The sequence below is a fragment of the Ureibacillus sp. GCM10028918 genome (assembly GCF_042666115.1).
Lineage (GTDB): Bacteria > Bacillota > Bacilli > Bacillales_A > Planococcaceae > Ureibacillus.
In genome coordinates, this window is the sequence record NZ_JBHTFK010000005.1 from 927,409 (window position 1) to 950,873 (window position 23,465).

The 23,465-nt window shown below is 39.3% G+C and carries 17 protein-coding genes; 1 reads left to right on the forward strand and 16 read right to left on the reverse strand.

Annotation, left to right across the window (positions count from 1 at the left end; translation table 11 throughout):
• Positions 1-95: 95 nt before the first annotated feature.
• From rpmE to ACFQU5_RS07600, 7 genes are all read right to left on the reverse strand, one after another.
• Positions 96-296 (reverse strand): 50S ribosomal protein L31, encoded by a 201-nt coding sequence (gene rpmE, locus ACFQU5_RS07570; protein ID WP_301136205.1) that lies wholly within the window; start codon positions 294-296, stop codon positions 96-98.
• A gap of 187 nt (positions 297-483) precedes the next feature.
• Entirely contained in the window at positions 484-1,767 is a 1,284-nt protein-coding gene (gene rho, locus ACFQU5_RS07575) for a transcription termination factor Rho (RefSeq protein WP_390286339.1), read from the reverse strand.
• Between the two features lie 286 nt (positions 1,768-2,053).
• Positions 2,054-3,016, reverse strand: coding sequence for a class II fructose-bisphosphatase (gene glpX, locus ACFQU5_RS07580; RefSeq protein WP_390286341.1), 963 nt, complete (start codon positions 3,014-3,016; stop codon positions 2,054-2,056).
• Positions 3,017-3,121: 105 nt separating this feature from the next.
• Positions 3,122-4,402, reverse strand: coding sequence for a UDP-N-acetylglucosamine 1-carboxyvinyltransferase (locus ACFQU5_RS07585; protein ID WP_390286343.1), 1,281 nt, complete (start codon positions 4,400-4,402; stop codon positions 3,122-3,124).
• A 454-nt stretch (positions 4,403-4,856) separates the two neighbouring features.
• Positions 4,857-5,507, reverse strand: coding sequence for a fructose-6-phosphate aldolase (gene fsa, locus ACFQU5_RS07590; protein ID WP_390286345.1), 651 nt, complete (start codon positions 5,505-5,507; stop codon positions 4,857-4,859).
• 392 nt (positions 5,508-5,899) lie between these two features.
• On the reverse strand, positions 5,900-6,754 hold the full coding sequence (locus ACFQU5_RS07595) for a class II fructose-bisphosphate aldolase (protein ID WP_390286347.1): 855 nt from the start codon (positions 6,752-6,754) through the stop codon (positions 5,900-5,902).
• Positions 6,755-7,343: 589 nt separating this feature from the next.
• Positions 7,344-7,712 carry a response regulator gene (locus ACFQU5_RS07600; RefSeq protein WP_390286349.1) on the reverse strand — a complete coding sequence of 123 codons (369 nt, stop codon included), beginning with the start codon at positions 7,710-7,712 and terminating at the stop codon, positions 7,344-7,346.
• 184 nt (positions 7,713-7,896) lie between these two features.
• On the opposite strand from ACFQU5_RS07600, the gene ACFQU5_RS07605 reads away from it, so the two are divergent.
• A complete protein-coding gene (locus ACFQU5_RS07605; protein WP_390286351.1) occupies positions 7,897-8,430 on the forward strand; it encodes a DUF2529 family protein in 534 nt (177 codons plus the stop codon).
• A gap of 195 nt (positions 8,431-8,625) precedes the next feature.
• On the opposite strand, the gene pyrG is transcribed toward ACFQU5_RS07605, so the two are convergent.
• The 9 genes from pyrG to ACFQU5_RS07650 all read right to left on the reverse strand — a co-directional run bounded on the left by pyrG (position 8,626) and on the right by ACFQU5_RS07650 (position 23,374).
• A complete protein-coding gene (gene pyrG / locus ACFQU5_RS07610; RefSeq protein WP_390286353.1) occupies positions 8,626-10,224 on the reverse strand; it encodes a CTP synthase in 1,599 nt (532 codons plus the stop codon).
• Between the two features lie 776 nt (positions 10,225-11,000).
• Positions 11,001-11,582, reverse strand: a complete 582-nt coding sequence (rpoE, locus tag ACFQU5_RS07615) for a DNA-directed RNA polymerase subunit delta (RefSeq protein ID WP_390286355.1) — start codon at positions 11,580-11,582, stop codon at positions 11,001-11,003.
• Positions 11,583-12,363: 781 nt separating this feature from the next.
• On the reverse strand, positions 12,364-15,639 hold the full coding sequence (gene icmF, locus ACFQU5_RS07620; RefSeq protein WP_390286357.1) for a fused isobutyryl-CoA mutase/GTPase IcmF: 3,276 nt from the start codon (positions 15,637-15,639) through the stop codon (positions 12,364-12,366).
• A gap of 149 nt (positions 15,640-15,788) precedes the next feature.
• On the reverse strand, positions 15,789-16,427 hold the full coding sequence (locus ACFQU5_RS07625) for a TetR/AcrR family transcriptional regulator (protein WP_390286359.1): 639 nt from the start codon (positions 16,425-16,427) through the stop codon (positions 15,789-15,791).
• A gap of 3 nt (positions 16,428-16,430) precedes the next feature.
• Positions 16,431-17,570: an acyl-CoA dehydrogenase gene (locus ACFQU5_RS07630; protein WP_390286361.1), complete on the reverse strand. Its 1,140-nt coding sequence runs from the start codon at positions 17,568-17,570 to the stop codon at positions 16,431-16,433.
• A gap of 63 nt (positions 17,571-17,633) precedes the next feature.
• On the reverse strand, positions 17,634-18,764 hold the full coding sequence (locus ACFQU5_RS07635) for an acyl-CoA dehydrogenase (RefSeq protein ID WP_390286363.1): 1,131 nt from the start codon (positions 18,762-18,764) through the stop codon (positions 17,634-17,636).
• 15 nt (positions 18,765-18,779) lie between these two features.
• Positions 18,780-19,634: a 3-hydroxybutyryl-CoA dehydrogenase gene (locus tag ACFQU5_RS07640; RefSeq protein WP_390286365.1), complete on the reverse strand. Its 855-nt coding sequence runs from the start codon at positions 19,632-19,634 to the stop codon at positions 18,780-18,782.
• Positions 19,635-19,705: 71 nt separating this feature from the next.
• Complete coding sequence (locus ACFQU5_RS07645; RefSeq protein ID WP_390286367.1) at positions 19,706-20,899, reverse strand: acetyl-CoA C-acetyltransferase; 1,194 nt, start codon at positions 20,897-20,899, stop codon at positions 19,706-19,708.
• Between the two features lie 330 nt (positions 20,900-21,229).
• Complete coding sequence (locus tag ACFQU5_RS07650; RefSeq protein WP_390286369.1) at positions 21,230-23,374, reverse strand: (Fe-S)-binding protein; 2,145 nt, start codon at positions 23,372-23,374, stop codon at positions 21,230-21,232.
• Between the last annotated feature and the right edge of the window lie 91 nt (positions 23,375-23,465).

The following is a 23,465-nucleotide window of genomic DNA, read 5'->3' on the forward strand; positions in this document are numbered from 1 at the left end:
GGTCATTTTCTTTAAACTTACTTCATATTGTACTTAAAATTTCATTACACAAAAAATGCCTGCCAGTGTGATACTGGGCAGGCATTTTATCGGTCTTACTTGATTCCGTATTTTTTGTTGAAACGATCCACACGTCCGTCAGCAGAAGCAAACTTCTGGCGACCAGTATAGAATGGGTGGCATTCGTTACAGAACTCTACAGTAATTTTTTCTCTTACTGATCCTGTTTCGAATGTGTTACCGCAAGAGCATGTTACTGTTGCAGTTTTGTAATCTGGATGAATTCCTTGTTTCATATTCGTTTCTCCTCTCGCCCTGAACCATCTGGAACAGAGTTGTTATTCGAACTGTGCCTTACGTAACCCGAATATGCCAGTTACATATGCACACGTTTCATACTTAAAAGATTATAGCAAGAAATAAATCCGAACGCAACAAAAAAGATTAATGGTAAATTTTAATGAATAAATTAATAAAATAAAATTAGATTAACCCTTTGCCTTTTGTCGCTTTTTTCATATCACTGTTAAGTTTTTCGAAAAATTCCTCGTTCGATTTAGACGTACGCAGTTTTCTTAAGAAACGCTCAGCAAAGTCAGGTGCATCTGAAAACGTTTTACGAATTGCCCATAATTTCTCTAATTGTTCAGAAGGAATAAGCAGTTCTTCTTTACGTGTTCCGGAGCGACGAATATCAAGTGCTGGGAAGATTCGGCGTTCCGCTAAGTGGCGATCCAAGTGAAGTTCTAAATTTCCTGTTCCTTTGAATTCTTCATAGATTACTTCATCCATACGGGAACCTGTATCCACTAGGGCTGTTGCTAAAATTGTTAAACTACCGCCCTCTTCAATATTTCGGGCAGAACCAAAGAAGCGCTTAGGTCTGTGGAAGGCAGCTGGATCAATACCACCTGATAAAGTTCGTCCACTTGGAGGAATTACTAGATTGTAAGCACGAGCTAAACGTGTGATAGAGTCCATTAGGATAATCACATCACGTTTGTGTTCTACTAGACGACGAGCACGTTCTAAAACAAGTTCAGCTACTTTTACGTGGTTTTCCGGCACTTCATCAAATGTTGAGCTGACAACATCGGCTTTGACAGAACGTTCAATATCCGTCACTTCTTCTGGACGTTCATCGATTAATAGGACAATTAACTCCGCCTCGGGATAATTCGTTGTAATCGAATTGGCCACTTCTTTTAGAAGCGAAGTTTTCCCTGCTTTTGGCGGAGCGACAATCAATCCACGCTGTCCAAATCCAACCGGTGCTACTAAGTCCATGATACGAGTAGACATTTTATTAGTCTCTGTTTCCAATTTAATATGACGATCAGGATACAGTGGTGTTAATGCCGGGAAGTGAACACGCTCTTTTGCAACTTCAGGGTCTTCCCCATTGACTGCATCAACTTGCAGTAATCCATAATAACGTTCATTTTCCTTTGGAGGTCGAACCTTACCTGATACCTTGTCCCCATTTCGAAGATCGAAACGACGAATTTGTGAAGCTGAAATATAGATATCCTCTTTTGAAGGAGAATAGTTGATAGGACGCAAGAATCCAAAGCCTTCTTGATTTACAATTTCAAGAACACCTTCCATGAAGAAGAATCCTTCTTGTTCAGAGCGAGATTTTAAAATGGCAAAGATTAATTCTTTTTTTGTTAATTTACTATAGTAAGAAATCTTGTAATCACGTGCAAGAGAATATAACTCTTTCAACGTCATATTTTCTAATTGCGATATAGTTAAAGCCGACATAGCATATCTCCAGTCATTTTTATATTTTACATCTATTTTTATACTGAATTGAAAGTATAGTTATTTAAATATTAGCATCAGAAAAACACCGATATAGCGCACATGCAGCCATTATCGCATTTTCCTATCATTTGAAGTTGTATTGCCGTTGGGTTTAAGTAAGTAAGAAAGAATAGTAGGAAGATGCCTGATTTTTGGAAGTGGAGATTAAATGTGGATAGTATGTGGTTATCCATAAGTACATCCGAATTGTTTATCAGGCATCATTTGTTTGAAGTAATTTATTTTATTTTACATATTCAGGTTTTTTATCGATGTTGTGACGTCCTTCAACGAAGCGTACAGTTCCTGTTTTCGCACGCATTACTAAGGAGTTTGTTAAACAGTATGCGCCTTTATATTGAACGCCCTTCATAAGTTCGCTATCAGTAACGGCTGTTGCTGCAAATATCGCATCGTCACCTTTCACGAGATCATCTAAGTATAACACTTTCGTTACATCAATACCCATTTTTTCGCAACGTAAAATTTGGCCTTCATCTTCTGGAATTAGTCTTGCCTGGAAATCGCCGCCTAGGCATTTTAATGCAACAGCTGATATTACTCCCTCTGGAGCTCCACCAGTACCAAACATAATATCAATACCAGTCTCATCAAAAGCAGTATTGATGGCTGCACTAACATCTCCATCCTGGATGAATTTAATGCGCGCACCTGCTGCTCGGATTTCATCCACAATATGTTGGTGACGAGGACGATCTAATAATACGGCCACTACGTCTGAAATCTCTTTGTTTTTTGCTTTGGCTACTGCGTGCAGGTTTTCTGTAACGGAAGCCGTAATATTCACTTTCCCTGCCGCTTCTGGACCAACTGCTAGTTTTTCCATATACATGTCGGGAGCATTTAATAAATTTCCGCGATCTGCAATTGCTAGTACCGTCATAGCTCCATTTGTACCTTTTGCTACGATGTTTGTTCCTTCAAGAGGGTCAACTGCAATGTCTACTTGTGGACCACCGTTACGAAGGCCAAGTTCTTCACCAATATAAAGCATCGGTGCTTCATCCATTTCTCCTTCACCAATGACAACAGTACCATACATTGGAATTGTATCAAATAACGCTCGCATTGCTGTTGTTGCTGCATCATCTGCTTCCTCTTTTAAACCGCGTCCCATCCATTTAGCAGAAGCGATTGCTGCTGCTTCAGTTACGCGTACAACTTCCATCGTTAAACTACGTTCCATTCTTCATTTGCCTCCCGATATCGGCATTAGTCTACTCTTTGCCGAACTATATGTCCATCTATTGTAACATATTTTGTTAACCGTTACGGATGAATTCTATTTATATTATTTCGCTCTTTTAATCGCACTTGTTGTAATTGATTCACGACGGATATCAGCACCAATGGCACAAAGTTTTTCTATCAGGGAACTGTATCCGCGTTCGATATGATGAATATCCTGTATTTCTGTCTCTCCTTCGGCAATTAACCCTGCTAGAACAAGAGCAGCACCTGCACGCAAGTCTGTAGCAGTCACTGTAGAACCGTGTAATTTGGAAGGTCCTTGAATGATTGCCGAATTCCCCTCTACCCTTGCATTTGCATTCATTCGACGAAGTTCATCGATATGCTTAAAACGAGCTGAATAGATTGTATCCGTAACCTTTGACGCACCCACTGCCTGGGTCATTAACACCGATAGTGGTTGTTGGACGTCAGTGGGAAATCCAGGATAGACAAGGGTTTTTAAATCAACGGATTGAAGAATATCTGAACGATGAATGTACATGCTTTCTTCGCCTTCTTCTATCTTTACACCCATTTCTCGCAATTTCGCCGTAACAGCCTCGAGATGGAATGGAATCACATTATCTACAGTTACTCCATCACCGATTGCTGCGGCCATAATCATAAAGGTTGCAGCTTCAATTCGATCTGGAATAATCGTATGTTTTGTACCCTGTAATTCTTCGACACCATCAATACGAATTACACTCGTACCTGCTCCTTTGATGTTCGCCCCCATATTCGTTAATAGTGTCGCGACATCAATAATTTCAGGTTCCTTTGCAGCATTTTCAATAATAGTACGGCCCTTTGCCATTACTGCTGCCAGCATAATGTTAATCGTTGCCCCAACACTTGCCACATCCAAATAGATTTTGGCACCAATTAATTCTTCAGCACGAAGATAAATCGCACCATGCTCATTTGTTACTTTTGCTCCAAGTGCCTCAAAGCCTTTTATGTGTTGGTCAATCGGGCGCGGACCTAAGAAGCATCCACCTGGCAATCCAATTACCGCTTTTTTGAAACGTCCCAGCATTGCACCCATTAAATAATAAGATGCACGAAGTTTCTTTACATTTCCGTTTGGTAACGGAATTGCTTGCATTTGCGTCGGGTCAATCATCATCTGTCCATCTTTAAAATTAACTTCGCCACCAAGTTCTTCCAATAATGCTTTTAGCGTCCAAGCATCCGAAATTTCTGGTATCCCTCCAATAGTGACCGAAGAATTAGCTAAGATAGATGCAGGGATTAATGCAACCGCGCTATTTTTTGCTCCACTGACTTTTACTGTTCCTCTTAGACGATTTCCGCCATTAATTTTATAAACATCCATATCCGTTCTCCCTTATGATTGGAAAGTTTCACTTATGATGGTCTAACTCGTTTGCTGATCGTTCACTTTCTATCAAATACACACAACTTTTGCTTATCCATAAAATACTCAAGGAAATTATCATTTAATCAAGATAAATTTGTTGAAACCCAATTAAGACTAGAGACTTTAGTTGCTAACGTAGTGGAAACTCGAGAGGTCTACACTTCGAACGATGCAGACTAAATCTCGAGTAGTTTTCTTGCTGCATTTTGCATATACAGGCAACTTGGCTGCATGAATTCTATTTGTATTAATGTTTATTATTTACCATTTTCACAATTTAAAGCCCGAATTTATAAACAATTCAAAATTTTTTCTTTTCTTACTATAGTATTTCAATTCTTCATTATGTTGAATGGGAATACTTGGGCTTACTTTAGTTTTTAACTGAAAAATGTAACGAAGCTATTGTTTATTTGCTTTTACGATTTTCCCAGTCAGCTAAGAAACCTTCAATCCCTTTGTCTGTTAATGGATGATGGAATAGTTGTTTCAACACTTTAAATGGTGTTGTAGCAATGTCAGCTCCTGCTAAAGCTACATCTGTAATATGTTGAGGATGACGGATAGATGCAGCAATTATTTCACTTTCAATTCCGTGGATAGCAAAAAGATCAGAAATCGTTGCAATTAATTCGACACCGCTTTGTCCAATATCATCTAAACGCCCTACAAATGGTGATACGTATGTTGCACCAGCACGAGCTGCTATTAAAGCTTGATTGGCACTGAAAATAAGCGTTACATTTGTTTTAATCCCTTTTTCCGAGAAGAATTTACAAGCTTTTAGCCCTTCAGGAGTCATTGGTAGTTTAACTGTAATATTTGGGGCAATCGCTGCTAGTTCTAAACCTTCTTTAATCATCCCTTCAGCATCCAGTGAAATTACTTCTCCACTTACAGATCCATTTACCAACTCCGAGATTTCACGTAAACGGTCATGAAAAGAAACATTTTCCTCTTTTGCTACTAATGACGGGTTTGTTGTAACACCAGATAAAATCCCCCAAGAATGTGCTTCTTTAATTTCCTCAAAATTAGCTGTATCGATAAAAAATTTCATTATAATTTCCTCCAATGTTTTAAAGTTGTGTCCATTAACAAACTAAGAGAAGGCCGATTGAAAACAATCAAACACTTCTCCTGCAAATCATTATTATATCATTTACGTCTTGGCAAAAATTGCGTTGGGAATTTTAGTATGTGCTGCAGTTACCCTGGATGTAACGCTTTTAGGATAACTTCGGTACTTTTCACCTCTACTCCATCAACACGCCAAGACTTTATCTTCCAGTGGTAAAGTTAAATGGTTACCCCTTAATCATCTACCATTGTTATAACGAAGATAAAATAGAAAAGCAGTTCATCTTATTAGTTACATTATAGTCATCATTTTCTCTAAGTAAAATAAACCATTCTGCTTCCATTTTATTTATATTTAGTATTTATACTAGTTTAGGCTTTTTGGGAGCTTCCGAAAACGCGCATTTTTTCAATAACTGTTTCTTTAATGGCATCACGAGCAGGCCCTAAATATTTACGTGGATCGTAAACTGTTTTATTAGAGTCCAAAATTTCACGAATCGCATTCGTTGCAGAAATTTGATTTTCAGTATTCACGTTGATTTTAGCAGTACCTAAAGAAACGGCACGCTTGATTTGCTCGTCTGGAATACCTGTACCACCATGAAGTACTAGAGGCATTCCTGTTTCTTCGCCAATTTGCTTCATTTCATCGAATCCTAATTTCGGCTCGCCTTTATAAGGACCATGTACAGAGCCTAATGCAGGTGCGAGACAATCAATATTTGTTGCGTCTACAAGAGCTTTACACTCTGCTGGATCTGCATACATAATACCGCCAATGACACCGTCTTCTTCTCCACCAACAGTACCTAACTCTGCCTCAACAGAAACACCTTTGGAATGAGCGTATTCAACAACTTCATTTGTAATTTTTATATTTTCTTCGAACGGATGATGAGAAGCATCAATCATAACAGATGTAAACCCTGCATCTACCGCCTCTTTACATTTATCAAAACTTGAACCGTGATCTAAATGAATCGCAACAGGCACAGTAATTTTATAGCTTTCCATTAACCCTTTTACCATTTGAACCACTGCAATAAAACCGCCCATATATTTTCCTGCACCTTCAGAAACACCCAGGATTACCGGTGACTTCTCTTCTTCAGCAGCAAGTAAAATCGCTTGGGTAAATTCAAGGTTATTAATATTAAATTGCCCTACAGCATACCCCTCATTTTTCGCTTTAATTAACATTTCTTTCATCGATACTAATGGCATATACGAAAATCCTCCTCGGACAGCAAATAAAATTAATAAGATAAATATTCCAGACTAATCATAGCAAAAACGATGTAGTCTCTCAAGTGAGACTACATCGTTTTCTGCACCGAAAGCTTGCGACAGGTGCAAATTTCTTATTTAACCTAATTTTCATGGATATAAAGTATTGGCCGGCATGCTTTTCTGCGCCGAAAGCTTGCGACAGGCGCAAAATCCTTTATTAAACTGATTTACAATAAATAAGTTTATTTCTAATTTGTCTCTCAAGTGAGACTACATCGTTTTCTGCACCGAAAGCTTGCGACAAGCGCAAAATCCTTTATTAAACTGATTTACAATAAATAAGTTTATTTCTAATTTGTCACTCAAGTTCTAAGAGACTACATCGTTTTCTGCACCGAAAGCTTGAGAGACATGAAATTTTCAGGAAAAGTAATTTGTTAATTTGAAAACACTTAAACAGCCAGCAAACATTTTTTCATGACTAAAATGCATCGAAAGCCTTAGCGGCAGATGCAGGCATTTAATATTTTACAGTTATCATTCATTATTCTAAAATTAAAAAATCCTCACACACGGAAACCCATTAACTGAGTAAACCGTTTAATACTGTGTTCACTTCGTCTCTCACTTCGAGTATATTAAAGGGTTTTCTAAAGTACTTAGCAATACCTAATTGATTCGCTTCCACAAGAATATCGTCTCCTTCAAATGCGGTCATCATAAACACAGGCATCTGGAGATCCTTTTCACGGATTCTTTTTAAGATTTCAATTCCATCCATTCCGGGTATCTTCATATCTAACATGACACAATCAATTGCCTCACGCTCAATAAGCTTAAGCGCTTCCACTCCATTTGCAGCTTGGTGCACTTGATAGCCTTCTCTAGAGAAGACTTCATTTAACAAAAGGCGTATTCCTTTCTGATCATCCACGATTAATATTTTTTTCACAAAAACTTCCCCTTAACGTGCTATTTTTTAAAATGTTATTTTCTTCCAACCGTTCTATACCCGATATCTATCTCTTTAAACATACTTTTCGATTAAAATTGTATAATTCCTTTCAATTCTTTACAAAAACTTCACATTTACTTTTTACTAAATAAAAAATTATAATACATGGAGAGGTGAAATTATGTCTAAAATACTTTCTACTCAAATGAGTGGATTATTTCAAAGAATTATACAAAGTGAAGAAGAAGCAATCGAAGAAACTTCACGACTATTAGCTCAGGCTAGTATCGGCCAGGGAAATATCTATTTTGCTTGCTATGATGAATTACAGGCACTGGAAGAAAATGCATTACACGGGGCAGAACCCTTTATCAACCTTAAAAGTTGGTCACCAACAACTCAACTTACGGAAGCAGATCGAGTTTGTATTTTTACAACAAAAAGCGATAACCCAGAAGTTCTAAATCTAGCAAAAAAATTATACGATAACTTTATACCTTTTTCTGTTGTTTCAAGTGAACCAAAAAGTGATACAAATGAATTGAGTGAATTAGCCTACACTTATGTCTCCATGAAAATTCGCGGTGGAATCCTACCTCACCCAACAAAATTAGGCGAGCGTGTCGTAGTGCCCTATCTAATGGCAGGATTATTTATATATGAAGCAATTAAATTATATTATGACGAAATGGTTTCTGAAGACGACGAGCTGTAATTCATACTTAACCTCTTTTCTACTTTGAAAAGAGGTTTTATTATCTTCCAATATTATCATACTTCACTTAGATAGCAATTGATAGATTGTAACTTTTTCCTTACATAGTAAATTTTTAGTTTTCCAGGAATATATTGGTTTCCCTGATAGAAAAAGACTTTTTCCCATCACAACATAGGAAAAAGTCTTGTAATATTAACGGTTATTGAATGCTGCACCCACGAATTCACGGAATAATGGTTGAGGACGTTGAGGACGAGAGATTAGTTCTGGATGGAATTGACATGCCACAAAGAATTGTTTCTCTGGCAACTCAATAATTTCAACCAATTTATTATCAGGGCTTGTCCCTGAGAACACAAGGCCTTCCGCTTCCATTGCTTCACGGAACTCATTGTTGAATTCATAGCGATGACGATGGCGCTCATAAACTAACTCATCATTATAAGCTTGAGCTGCACGAGAACCTTCAACTAACTTACATGGATATAAACCTAAACGCAATGTTCCGCCTAAATCAACTTCATCATTTTGATCTGGTAAGAAGTCGATAATTGGATAAGGAGTTTCTTTATTTAATTCAGTAGAATGCGCACCTTCAAGGCCAAGAACGTGACGAGCAAATTCAATAGTTGCTAGTTGCATACCTAAGCAAATTCCTAAGAACGGAATATCATTTTCACGCGCATATTTAATAGCAGAGATTTTCCCTTCAATACCACGATCACCAAAACCACCCGGTACTAAAATTCCATCTGCATCTTTTAATAATTCATCAACGTTTTCTGGATTTACATGTTCTGCATTAATCCAATCCACTTCGATATCCGAATCATATACATACCCAGCATGTTTTAATGCTTCTACAACTGAGATGTAAGCATCTTGCAACTCAACGTATTTGCCAACTAAAGCAATACGTGTTTTTTGAGAAAGATTTTTCACTTTCGTTACAAGCTCTTTCCAGTCCGCCATATCCGCTTCTGGTGCTTCGATTTTAAAATGTTCAAGGACAATGTCATCGAAATCTTGAGCGTGTAAATTTAAAGGAATATCATATAGAGTTTCTGCATCACGAGACTCAATAATATCACGTGGTTTAACGTCACAGAATAAAGCTAATTTATCTTTCATTTCTTCCGATACAGGCTGTTCTGTACGAACGACAATAATATTTGGTTGAATGCCTAATGAACGTAATTCTTTTACAGAGTGCTGAGTTGGTTTTGTTTTTAACTCGCCAGCTGCGGCGATGTAGGGAATTAACGTACAGTGAACATACATGACATTGTGGTGGCCAAGGTCCGTTTTCATTTGGCGAATCGCTTCAAGGAATGGAAGAGATTCAATATCTCCTACTGTTCCACCTACTTCAGTAATAACAATATCCGCATTAGTTTCGCGACCGGCACGTTGGATGCGATCTTTTATTTCATTCGTTACATGAGGAATTACTTGCACAGTTTTACCGTTATAGTCGCCACGGCGTTCTTTCGCAAGAACAGATTGGTAGACGCGGCCAGAAGTTACTGTAGAATGTTTACCTAAGTTAATATCAATGAATCGTTCATAGTGCCCTAAGTCTAAATCAGCCTCAGCACCATCATCAGTAACAAACACTTCACCATGCTGATACGGACTCATTGTACCTGGATCAATATTTAAATATGGGTCAAATTTTTGGATTGTTACTTGTAACCCACGATTTTTTAATAGTCGTCCTAGTGATGATGCGACAATCCCTTTACCAAGTGAAGAAACTACCCCACCAGTTACAAAAATATACTTTGTCATTTGCAAATTCCTCCTCATACCTACATTGCTATTTATAAATAAGAAAGCTTGAGAACTTTTAATTAGTCTGTACAAAATCATTCATTCCCAATTCAGTAGTTTCAAGTCTTTAAAAATGAAAATTTGAATGGAATTAATATGATTTGTGCATAGATTGCTTAAAGTTTTCAAACTAAATCTGGAGAGTTTTTCGTATTTACTATAGACCTTAGAAAAACAAAAAAACGCTCCTCCTGCATTGGTTGCAGGGGGAGCGTGATTGGTTCACGGTCATTCTCCATCTCTAATGGAGCCCAAGTAAAAGATTATATTGAACGTCAAAAGAAGTCAAGTCCTTTAATAGAGAATAGCATAATTTCGCTAATTTAAGCGAAATGAATATTCGTTCCATGGAGGTCGCATTTTTTTGCGAGGCGAGGTTTGGTTGCCAGTGTAGAAGGATTAAATAATAATTTGCAATGTGATTATTGATAACATTATCAAATGACTGGCTTTTTGGGACAGAGTTAAATTTGAATTGCGACATATCGGATTGGCTACGTGGTTGGTATGTCCCCTTATCGCTCTGATAGTGACAAATTTTTTGACTGCGTAATCGGTATGTCCCATTAACGTTACAATTGTGACTAATCCATTTAGCTAAATGATTGGTTTGTCTCCCTAACGTTTCAATGCGACAAATCCGCTTGGCATCAACTCGCAGCGCCTTCACATAAAACTAAAAAAGTGTAGATAGGGTCAATTTTGCCCCTACCTACACGTCATAAAACATAGACTTATTTTTCTAGCTCTTCATCTAAATCTTCGTCGTCTTCTTCTTCATCTTCTGATTCTTCGTCATCAATGATGAATCCATCTTCTTCTTCGATAAGATCATCGTCAATGTCCGCGTCAACTTCATCGATGCTGTCGATTTCTTCTTCAACAAAGTCCAAATCTTCTTCTTCTTCTTCGTCGTCTATTTCTTCATCCACAAATTCATCGAAGTCTTCTTCAAATACAAGATCGTCTTCATCGACAATTAAATCTTCTTCATCATCTGCTGCTGCTTTTGATTTACGTTTGCGCGCTTTAACTGTTGGCGCTGTTTCTTCTTCAATCGTTTCAACTTTATACCACTCACGAAGTCCCCATCCATTTTCATGGTTTAAAAGGAAGCGTCCATCGATATTCATATCTGTATAAAATTGTACCAGTCTGTCTTGGATTTCAGCATCTGATAAACCATTTAAATTTTGAATTTCTTTTAACAAGTCTTGGAACCCAATAGGTGATTTTTTTTCTTCTAAAATTGCGTAGGCTAAGTCAATTAACGATTCTTCTGCTAATTGTTCTTTTGTCATTTCACGAATTTCCAACTCGTGCACGTCCTTTCTATCAGTACAATAAGTAGCATTATTTTTGTTCAAAAACATTTGCACTATGTGATACATCTTTCTCTATCACTATTTCTATTGTTGTAGTAAACTACAATAGAAAAATTTGCTTACAGTAAAGCCCCTCGAAAAAGCTCTAGCTGCACCTATGCAGATAAGAATGGTTTCCCAACTTATCTGTAAACAAAGATAATACATATCTTAAACATAATATCCATTATATACAAAGTGCTATACACTATGCTAGTTTCATTTACTCTTTTTTATTTTATATATTTCCTTTATTCCTAAATAAAATAAAAAAGCCGATAATATCAGTAGTGGAACAGAACCTAATTGCTTATCATACAAAAAGAAGGTGACAATCAGACACGCCAGTATGATTATGTAATGTAAGTATTGTTTCAGCAATTGAAATCCTTCCCTTCTGTCCCATCTATTATAGCTAAATTCGGAAAAATAGTACTAGTTTTTATATCCACAATTGGAACTATTTTTTATAAAATAACTATTTAGCAAATTATCTCATACTTAAGGAATGGATACCTCCTAAATGATACCATTTCTTTCGCCATTTTATTCAAAAACCACCCACACAGCAAGTGAAATTTTTGTACCATAATTTTAAATCTTTGAACCCTTTGGAGAAACTTTGAAGCTACGTAGTTTCCCTTCGTCTTCTAATTTAAATTGCCCTTTCTACACATTGAGAAGTCCCATAAAAAAACGCCCGCTTTTGACAACAAAAGCAAGCGCATTGTGCTTACATATTTCTTCTGTATTGTCCTCCGACCTCATAAAGGGCTCTTGTAATTTGGCCAAGACTTGCTACTTGAACTGTTTCCATTAGCTGTTCAAATATATTTCCACCCGTAAGGGCTACTTCTTTAAGCTTATTTAGGGAAGCTTCACACTCTGTTTGGTGGCGTGTTTGGAAAGCTTGCAGATTATGAATTTGCAATTCTTTTTCCTCTTTTGAAGCACGGGCTATTTCCATACTATTAATGCTTTCAGCTGAGGGCGGATTCGGATTTAAATACGTATTGACCCCAATGATTGGCAGCTCGCCGGAATGCTTGAGATGTTCATAATACATCGATTCTTCCTGGATTTTCCCACGTTGATACTGGGTTTCCATAGCCCCAAGTACTCCACCGCGATCATTCATTCGCTCAAATTCTTCAAGTACTGCGTTTTCAACTAAATCTGTCAGTTCTTCCACAATGAATGAACCTTGCAGCGGATTTTCATTTTTTGATAAGCCATGCTCTTTTGTAATGATCATTTGAATCGCCATCGCACGTCTTACCGACTCTTCCGTTGGTGTTGTAATTGCCTCGTCATAAGCATTAGTATGAAGTGAATTACAGTTATCCTGCAAAGCCATCAATGCCTGTAAAGTAGTACGAATATCATTAAAATCAATTTCTTGTGCGTGCAATGAACGACCTGATGTTTGAACATGATACTTTAGCTTTTGAGATCGATCATTTGCTTTGTATTTATCTCGCATGACAGTAGACCAAATTCTGCGGGCTACCCGTCCAATGACTGTATATTCAGGGTCTAGTCCGTTAGAGAAGAAGAATGAAAGATTCGGTGCAAAATCATCAATATTCATGCCTCTGCTTAAATAATACTCAACATACGTAAAGCCATTCGCTAATGTAAAGGCTAGTTGCGATATCGGGTTTGCCCCTGCCTCCGCGATATGATAGCCCGAAATGGATACCGAGTAATAGTTGCGTACTTTGTGGTCGATAAAGTATGCCTGGATGTCCCCCATCATACGAAGAGCAAATTCTGTTGAGAAAATACAAGTATTTTGACCTTGATCTTCTTTTAAAATATCTGCCTGTACAGTTCCGCGCACAACTTGCAGTGTTTTTTCCCGTACTTCAGTAAACTCTTCTAATGTAAGCTTCCGACCTAGTTCATCTTCTCTTTTTCGAACCTGTTGATCAATCGCGGTATTCATAAACATCGCCAAAATAATCGGTGCAGGGCCGTTAATCGTCATCGAAACCGATGTAGAAGGTGCACATAAATCAAAGCCAGCATATAACTTTTTCATATCATCTAAAGTACATATGCTTACGCCGGATTCCCCGACCTTCCCGTAAATATCTGGACGATAATCTGGGTCCTCGCCATATAAAGTAACCGAGTCAAAGGCTGTGGATAGCCGCTTGGCATCATCATCTTTTGATAAATAATGGAATCGTTTATTGGTTCTTTCCGGTGTTCCCTCTCCGGCAAATTGTCGTTTCGGGTCTTCCCCTTCTCTCTTAAATGGAAATACACCTGCTGTATAAGGGAATTCTCCTGGAACATTCTCCGCATAAACCCATCGTAATATTTCACCATAGTCCTTGTACTTTGGCAGTGCTACTTTTGGAATTTTTGTTCCCGATAAGGATGTCGTTTTTAATATTGTTCGAATTTCTTTATCTCTTACTTTCGTTACAAATTCATCACTCGCATAGGATTCTTTGATTTTTTCCCAGTTCTGAAGGATTCGTTTTGATTCAGCTGATAACTCCCCCTTAACAGCATCTGCCAGGGATTCCAGTGATTTTACTAAAACATCCTCAGGTGTTTTTTCAAGTATTTGCTGGATTGTTCCTTCGAGTTGGTAAAGCTTTCGTGCTAATTCCACCTGTTGCGAAGCGTTTTTGTGATAATTCCGAACCGTATCCGCAATTTCTCGTAAATAGTACCGACGATTATTTGGGATAATAACATCTTGTTTTTGCGTTTTCACAAATAAATCATAGGAAGTTTTCCATTCAAAGCTAAACTTTTCGTTAATTTTAGAAACCAGTGCAGCAAACAAGGAATTCGTTCCTTTATCATTGAATTGGCTGGCAATCGTGCCGTAGACCGGCATTTTATCCAAATTCACAGACCACAACTCATGTGAACGTTGATATTGCTTCTGGACTTGACGAAGTGCATCCTCGGAGCCTTTGCGTTCAAATTTATTGATGACAATTAAATCGGCGTAATCAATCATGTCGATTTTTTCAAGCTGAGTTGGCGCACCAAACTCACTCGTCATCACGTACATCGAAAGGTCTGTATATTTTGTGATTTCGGCATCCCCTTGCCCGATACCGCTTGTTTCTACGATGATGAGATCAAAACCGGCTGCCTTCACAATATCCAGTACATCACCAATTGACGCGGATAGCTCTGTTCTTGAACCGCGTGTCGCTAAACTCCGCATAAAGACACGCTGATCAAAAATGGCATTCATGCGAATTCGATCTCCCAACAAAGCGCCACCAGTTTTTTGCTTCGTTGGATCCACCGACACGATAGCCATTTTTTTGTCCGGAAATTCACGTAAAAATCGGCGAATTAATTCATCGGTTAAAGAAGATTTCCCTGCGCCCCCCGTACCCGTAATCCCTAATACTGGCGTATTTTTCGTTCTTTTCTTCGCTTCTTCGATTAGATGAACCGTTTGACCGTCCCCACCGAGCTCAGCAGCAGTAATTAAGTTCGCCAGTATTTCAGGCCGATCAGGAGAGAGCTTTTCGAGCAGTTCAATATAATTCCCTTTCAACGTTGAGAAGTCGGATTCCTCGATTTGTTTATTAATCATGCCTTGTAAACCAAGCTGCATCCCGTCCTCAGGTGAGAAAATACCAGCAATGCCATAATCATGAAGCTCTTTGATTTCTCTCGGCAGAATAACTCCGCCACCGCCACCGTAGATTCTAATATGGGGTGCACCCTTTTCAGATAAAAGGTCATACATGTATTTAAAGTACTCCATGTGTCCACCTTGATAGGAGGAAATGGCTACCGCTTGTGCATCTTCTTGTATGGCTGCGTTGACTACTTCTTCTACTGAGCGATTATGGCCAAGGTGAATAACCTCTACACCACTCGCCTGTAGAATTCGGCGCATAATATTCACCGAAACATCATGCCCGTCAAATAAACTCGATGCGGTTACAAAACGCACATGGTGCTTTGGACGATATACCCCCTTTTTTGTGGTATCGTCAGCTTGCTTGATATTAACCATACTAGTACCCCTTTCAAGAACGTGTTTGTTTAAGTAACGTCCGGATAATAAGTTTCCATCCCCATTTGATATAACTCTAACCCTTGACGCTAACTAAAACACCGCTTCATGCAACGTACTAACGTATGCTTTTGGCGGTGCAGACTGTATTACTCTTTAAAATGCAGGATTCCGGACAAGCACATCTTTGTTTGGGCAACTGTGTAGTCTTTTATAGTGAAATGCTTATGTAGCGCCCATCTCCGGAACGCCCAAGCTTGCCCTTGAACAACGATATGGTTTGCAGCCAGAAAAACCTCCTTGTCCGTAACCTTTAAACTCCCTGATTGAACGCATGCTTTTAATATTTTTTCGAAAAGGGCGACCATCTCTAATTCTTTGGTTAATACGTAGCTTTGCGCATCTTTTGGCAAAGTTTTTGTTTCCTGATACATGATGGTGAACTCATCTACCATACTATCAATCAGTAAAAAGTATTGTTTAATGGCTTCCTTGAGCTCTTCAATGGTTCCAGAGCTTGTAGAAATATGAGATAGTCGCTGTATCACTTGGTGGTAAATATTGTCGCAAACTAAATAGAGGACATCTTCCTTTGTACGAATATATTCATACAAAGTCCCGATGCTAAATCCGGCAGCTTTGGCTATTTCTCTTGTTGTGGCACGATGAAAGCCTTTTTCTTTGAAAAGTTTCATCGCTCCATCAACAATTTGCCTTCTTCGAATTTCAATGAGACCTTCATCTTTTATAGATGATTTGACGAGAATTTTCTCATTTCTCTCTGTCATTGATTACTTTGTGATCATACGAGAGATTACTAGTCGCTGAATCTCTTGTGTCCCTTCGTAGATTTGGGTAATTTTTGCATCACGCATATAGCGCTCTACAGGATATTCTTTTGTATAGCCATAGCCGCCAAATACTTGAACTGCCTCAGTTGTGACAGACATTGCAGTGTCACCTGCCATTAGTTTTGCCATTGCCGATTCTTTCCCATATGGAAGATTATTCGATTCTAGCCAGGCCGCATTGTAAGTTAATAATCTAGAAGCTTCGATTGCTGTTGCCATATCTGCCAGCTTAAAGGAAACTCCTTGGTTTGCAACAATTGGTTTACCAAATTGAACACGCTCTTTTGCATATTCTGTCGCTGCATCTAATGCACCTTGAGCAATTCCCACTGCTTGAGCAGCAATGCCATTTCTTCCTCCATCCAATGTTTTCATGGCGATGATAAAGCCCTCTCCTTCACTTCCTAGAAGATTTTCTTTAGGAACACGGCAGTTATCAAAGATGATTTCCGTCGTTGGTGAGGAACGAATCCCCATTTTCTTTTCTTTTTTCCCCACACCAAACCCTGGGAAGCCTGATTCAACGATAAATGCACTCGTGCCTTTATGCTTTGAGTCCGGATCTGTTACAGCAAACACTACATAAGTATCAGCAATACCCCCATTAGTGATGAAAATTTTCGAGCCATTAAGTACATACTCGTCGCCATCTAGTTTTGCAGTCGTTTTCATCCCACCTGCATCACTTCCAGAACCGGGTTCTGTTAAGCCGTAAGCACCGATTTTTTTCCCTTCTGCCATTGGACGAAGGTATTTTTGCTTTTGTTCTTCATTGCCAAACTTGTAAATTGGCCAACCCGCTAAAGAGGTATGTGCAGAAAGCGTTACGCCTGTTGAAGCACATACACGAGACAGCTCCTCTACTGCAATTGCATAAGCTAAATAATCAAAACCAGCTCCACCATACTCTTCTGGCCACGGAATACCCGTCAAGCCTAACTCGGCCATTTTTTCCCAGATGTCACGATCAAAGCGCTCTTCCTCATCCCGCTCTGCTGCCGTGGGTGCTACCTCATTTAATGCAAAATCGCGAATCATCTCGCGTAATTGTTGATGCTCCTCAGACAACTGAAAATTCATTTTCCCATTCCCCCGTTATTTCGTTGTATGTGCACGTCGTTTGTGTGCCTGGCACTAAATTGCTTAGATGTTTTTGCTTATTACGATTTTTTGTATTTCGCTTGTGCCTTCGTAAATTTCGGTTACTTTGGCGTCCCGGAAATACCGTTCTACTGGATAATCCTCTGTATACCCGTATCCTCCATATACTTGGATGGCTTCAGTAGCAACCTGAACAGCAGTTTTTGAAGCGAACAATTTCGCCATCGATGCTTCCTTGCCGCATGGTATGCCAAGAGATTGATGATTTGCTGCTCTATATACCAGCAACCTTGCTGCTTCTACCGCTGTCGCCATATCCCCTAATTTAAATCCTACCCCTTGATTGACAGCAATCGGCTTTCCAAACTGAATCCGCTCTTTGGCATAGCTTGTCGCCGCCTCTAATGCAGCTTCTGCAATCCCTAAGCTTTGTGCGGAAATGCCAATTCTGCCTATATTTAAGTTGGCCATGGCAATTTTAAATCCTTGATTTTCGGTACCCAATAAATTCTCTGCCGGTACTTTCATATTTTCAAAGGTTAGTTGTACCGTTTTGGATCCATGAAGCCCCATTTTCTTCTCGTCTTTGCCGACAATAAACCCTGGTGTATCCTTTTCTACTATGAACGCGGAGATTCCTCGGGATCCTCTAGCAGGATTTGTTGAAGCAAACACAATATAAACATCTGCTTCTCCACCATTTGTAATAAACACCTTCGACCCGTTTAGGATATAATGGTCATCCTGTTTGACAGCCTTTGTTTTTAATGCCCCTGCATCAGACCCTGCTTCAGGCTCAGTTAAGCAAAACGCACCTAGATACTCGCCACTCGCTAATTTTGGTACATACCTCTTTTTTTGTTCCTCTGTCCCAAAATATAAAATTGGATTCGTTCCAACTGAAGTATGGACCGAAAGAATAACTCCCACTACCGCACTGACTTTTGAAAGTTCATTGATTGCTAGAATATAGGAAGTAAAGTCCATTCCAGCCCCACCATACTCTTCTGGAACAGTAATGCCCATCAGGCCAAGCTCTCCCATCTTTTTCAGGACTTTATGCGGGAACTCTCCCTGCTCCATGTTGTCTATAAATGGAGTAATTTCACTTTCGGCAAATTGACGCACCATCTCACGCATCATGTTTTGCTCTTCTGTAAATACTAGATGCATAGAAATCCCCCTTAGTTAATCTTCGTACACATAGAATCCACGACCCGTTTTTCTTCCCAGCCAACCAGCCGCCACATATTTACGAAGCAGCGGACATGGCCGGTATTTGCTATCACCTAATCCTTCATGCAGGATTTCCATTATTGAAAGACATGTATCTAAGCCGATGAAATCAGCTAGCGTCAACGGCCCCATCGGATGATTCATTCCTAGCTTCATAACATCATCAATGGCTTCTTTTGACGCCACCCCTTCATATAATGCATAAATCGCTTCATTAATCATTGGAAGTAAAATACGGTTTGAGATAAAGCCAGGAAAATCATTCACTTCTACCGGTGTTTTTGATAATTTCAATGTCATTTCTTCTACAGCTTGGTAAACCTCATCCTTTGTTGCAAGACCACGAATGATTTCAACCAGCTTCATTACTGGAACAGGATTCATAAAATGCATGCCGATGACTTGTTCCGGACGTTTTGTTACAGCAGCGATTTCTGTAATGGGTAAAGATGAGGTATTCGTTGCTAAGATTGCATGTTCTGGCGCGATGCCATCAAGTTCTTTAAAGATCGACTGTTTAATATCCATATTTTCTGTTGCCGCTTCAATGACTAAATCTGCATCATATGCATCCTTCAAACTAAGTGACATTGTAATTCGTCCCAATATCGCTTCTTTGTCTTCTTCTGTCTTTCTTCCTTTTTCTACGTCTCTAGCAAGATTTTTTGTAATAACCCCTAGCCCGCGATCGAAAAACTCCTGCTTCATGTCATTCAGTTTTACATCGAAGCCTGCTTGTGCACAGACTTGAGCAATTCCTGACCCCATTTGTCCAGCACCGACAACCATAATTTTTTGAATCGTCACTACTCACTCATCCCCTGTCTTTTGTTTGAACATGTTTGAACTTGATTTTAGAAACGTAATAAACTATGAAATTATGGTTTCGGTACTTCAATCAGTATGGCATCCCCTTGGCCACCGCCTGAACAAATTGCCGCTATACCAACGCCACCACCTCGGCGTCTTAACTCGTAGGCTAATGTTAAAATGATTCTCGCGCCTGATGCTCCAATTGGATGACCGAGGGCAACTGCGCCACCATTTACGTTTACTTTCTCAGAATCGATCCCTGCAATTTGATTGCTTACAAGAGCCACAGCAGCGAAGGCTTCATTGATTTCGATTAGGTCGATTTCCTCAATGGATTTATTCGTTTTCTTTAACAACTCGTTAATCACAAGTCCTGGTGTCTGAGGAAAGTCCTTAGGTTCCACGCCAACTTCCGCATGCCCCAATACATAAGCTAGTGGTTTGCGACCTTCCAGGGTTACTCTTTCCTCACTCATTAATACAAGAGCACAAGCTCCATCATTGATCCCTGGTGCATTCCCGGCTGTAATCGTTCCATCTTTATCAAATGCAGGCTTTAGTTTTGATAACGCTTCCAAAGATGAGTTTTTACGTGGTGCTTCATCCTCCACTACTGTCGTAACATCACCTTTTCTTCCTTTAATTTCAATAGGTGCAATTTCTTCTGCAAATTTCCCATCTTCCATCGCTTTGATTGCTAATTGATGACTTCTTACTGCCCACTCATCCTGCGTTTCTCTGGCAAGTTCAAATGCATTGGCCGTTTCATTTCCGTAGGTCCCCATGTGCACATTATTTGGATGGAATGCACAGGATAACCCATCATACACCATGCCATCTATTAATTTTGCATCGCCCATTCTAAGACCCCAGCGTCCATTTGGTAAATAGTAAGGTGCATTGGACATTGATTCCATGCCACCTGCAACAATCACTTGTTCATCTCCCAATCGTATAAGCTGATCGGCTAAAGTGACACTGCGCAAGCCAGAAGCACATACTTTATTAATGGTCTCTGTTTTTACAGAATAAGGAACTCCTGCTTTTTGTGCAGCTTGCCGTGAAGGAATTTGTCCCTGCCCAGCTTGAAGCACTGTCCCCATGATGACCTCATTCACTTCTTCCGCTGTAACATTTGCTCTCTCTAATGCGGCTTTAATGGCATTTCCTCCCAAGTCACTTGCAGTCAATGCCGAAAGTGTTCCCCCAAACTTGCCAAACGGTGTTCTTGCTCCTTCTAAAATAACTGTTCTACTCAAATCTACATCCCCTTTGTTTTCGAGTTTTTCTTACAGTGTATTAAACTTCCCTTTTAAGGCGCTAATGTTGTTGATTGTAACTAATTCCTTTCTTCCTACTACAATCGCGCTCCAACATAATCGACAACATTGTATCGACTGAACGCTCGCTCAGTTTATATTTAATAAAAAGGGGAGCCACTTAGAACTCCCTTTTTACATCTATCTATATTTTATAGAATATTGAACTGATAATCAATTTCAACTTTTCTGATATTAATATTTTTTCTGTCTTAAGAGCTAATATCATATTAAATGCACATTTCTTGTCGAATAAAGTCAATTTCACACTTAAACTTCTACTACGTCTTCCTCAACCACTTCAACCACTTTTTCACCGAATACAGAACGTTCCAATAGTTCGGCGATGTCATATGTTCCAACAGATTCTTCTACTTCTTTTGCTTTTGTTCCATCAGATAGCATTGTTAAGCAGTACGGACAGCCGGAAGAGATTACGGATGCATTTGTTGCTAATGCTTGTTCTGTTCGTGCCACATTGATGCGGTTTCCTACATGTTCTTCCATCCACATTAAGCCACCACCGGCTCCACAGCACATTGCTTTTTCACGGTTACGTTCCATCTCAACGAGGTTCACTCCTGGAATGGCTTTCAGTATTTCACGTGGTGCATCATATACATCATTGTAGCGGCCTAAGTAACATGAATCATGGAAGACAATTGTTTCTTCTACTCGATAATTCAAGGTTAACTTCCCTTCATTTACCAAATCGTATAGTAACTCGGTATGATGGTACACTTCCCCTTCCCATCCAAAATCCTTGTACTCATTTTTAAAGATGTTGTATGCATGAGGGTCGATCGTCACAATTTTCGTCACGTCATTTTTCACGAACTCCTCAATGTTTGCTGTAGCAAGCTCTTGGAACAAAAACTCATTTCCTAATCGGCGAGGTGTATCGCCAGAGTTTTTCTCTTTATTTCCTAAAATCGCAAATTTCACACCTGCTTCATTCATTAAACGGGCAAAGGATAGAGCGATTTTTTGGGACCGGCTATCAAATGACCCCATTGAACCAACCCAGAATAGATACTCAAAACCTTCACCAGATTTCTTCGCTTCCTTCACCGTAGGAATCGAAATAGATGACTCCATTTCACGCCAGTTTTCTTTTTCTTTACGGTTAAGGCCCCAAGGATTTCCTTGACGTTCAATATTATTCATGGCGCGCTGTGCGTCGGAATTAACTTTCCCTTCAGTCATTGTTAAATAGCGACGCAGGTCTATAATTTTGTCAACATGCTCATTCATTACTGGACATTGGTCTTCACAATTACGGCAAGTTGTACATGCCCAGATCTCTTCTTCTGTGATGACATCCCCGATTAACGAAGGACTATAGATATCTTCAATAACAGCACCTTCTGCCCCAGCCGCCATCGCTAGTTGATTGCCCTGTGTATTACTAAATGCAAAAGCAGGTACCCAAGGCTTCTGCTTTGTAGTGACCGCCCCTGTAAATGTTAAGTGGTCTCGCAGCTTAACGATCAAGTCCATAGGAGAAAGCATTTTCCCTGTTCCTGTTGCTGGACACATATTCGTACAGCGCCCACATTCCACACAAGCATATAAATCGAGCATTTGCTTTTGAGTGAAGTCAGTAATTTTACCGACACCAAGAGCTGGCATATCGGCTTCATCCTCAGCTTCTTCTAATGCAGCAAAGTCGATGGGACGAAGTGTTCCAATACGATCTTGCCTGTTTACAACGGCATTGATCGTACCCGTTATTAAGTGGAAGTGCTTTCCTTGTGGAATATAAACAAGGAATGCTAACAATGCTGCCAAATGTGCCCACCACATGACAAAAAATACGACCGCTGCTGCTGTTGGCGACATCCATTGGAAAGCCCAAGCAATACTCGATGCAACTGGTTCAGCTAGCGTGAAAGCATGTCCATGCCATATAAGCGCCATTCCGTTGCCTATTAAAGTAGCAAACATTAAAACACCTAAAAACAAATAGACTAAACCATTTTTAAAACCTCGTTTAAGTCGAACAAGCTTTTCCATATAACGGCGGTAAAACGCGACCGCCACAGCTACTAATATAACTAATACGACAATTTCCTGGAAGAAAGTAAATACAGGATATAATCCACCAAGCGGCAAATGTGAATCCGGGGCTAGTCCCTTCCAAATTAAATCTATCGCCCCTAATTGAACTAACAAAAATCCGTAGAAAAAGGCGACATGTACTAAGCCCATCTTTTTATCTTTTAATAGCTTGGATTGTCCAAAAACTTTTTCTGCTAAATCTCCAAGACGTTCTTTCAGCTTTAACTCAAACTCTTCTTTTCTGCCAAGTTGAATAAATTCATAACGTGTTTTCACTAAATAAAAGAATAATCCTAATGCGTATAAGACAACTGCTCCAAATAACACCCAATTCGCTATAAGCAATCCATTCATTTCTTCTCCCCCTTTTGCCTTATTTTCCCCTTTGTTTGAAATGATTTTTGAGAAGTCTTAAAATATTCTATAATATTAGTAAATTCAAGAA